The following is a 228-nucleotide window of genomic DNA, read 5'->3' on the forward strand; positions in this document are numbered from 1 at the left end:
GCTTTTTTGATGAACGTTCTAAAAATGTAATCTGTTCGTAATAGTTTAAATGCCGTCTATGTCGTATTCTTATATAGGGATAAAGAACTGATTTTTTTATGATTGTAATAAAACAATAGTATAGAAGCAGAAAGTGGGGGTCTTCATTGGGAATTTTTTCTGTCAGCAGATCAACCGACACAAAAAATCTGGAGGCTTTGCTCGTTGATGGAGAACGGATCGAAACGA

Annotated in this window: 1 pseudogene; it reads left to right on the plus strand. The window is 35.1% G+C overall.

Going from position 1 to position 228, the window contains the following annotated elements:
• Positions 1-146: 146 nt before the first annotated feature.
• Positions 147-228: pseudogene (locus SB847_RS22545) on the plus strand (PH domain-containing protein); the annotation flags it as partial.

The organism is Bacillus sp. SIMBA_026, assembly GCF_046535335.1.
GTDB lineage: Bacteria > Bacillota > Bacilli > Bacillales > Bacillaceae > Bacillus > Bacillus velezensis.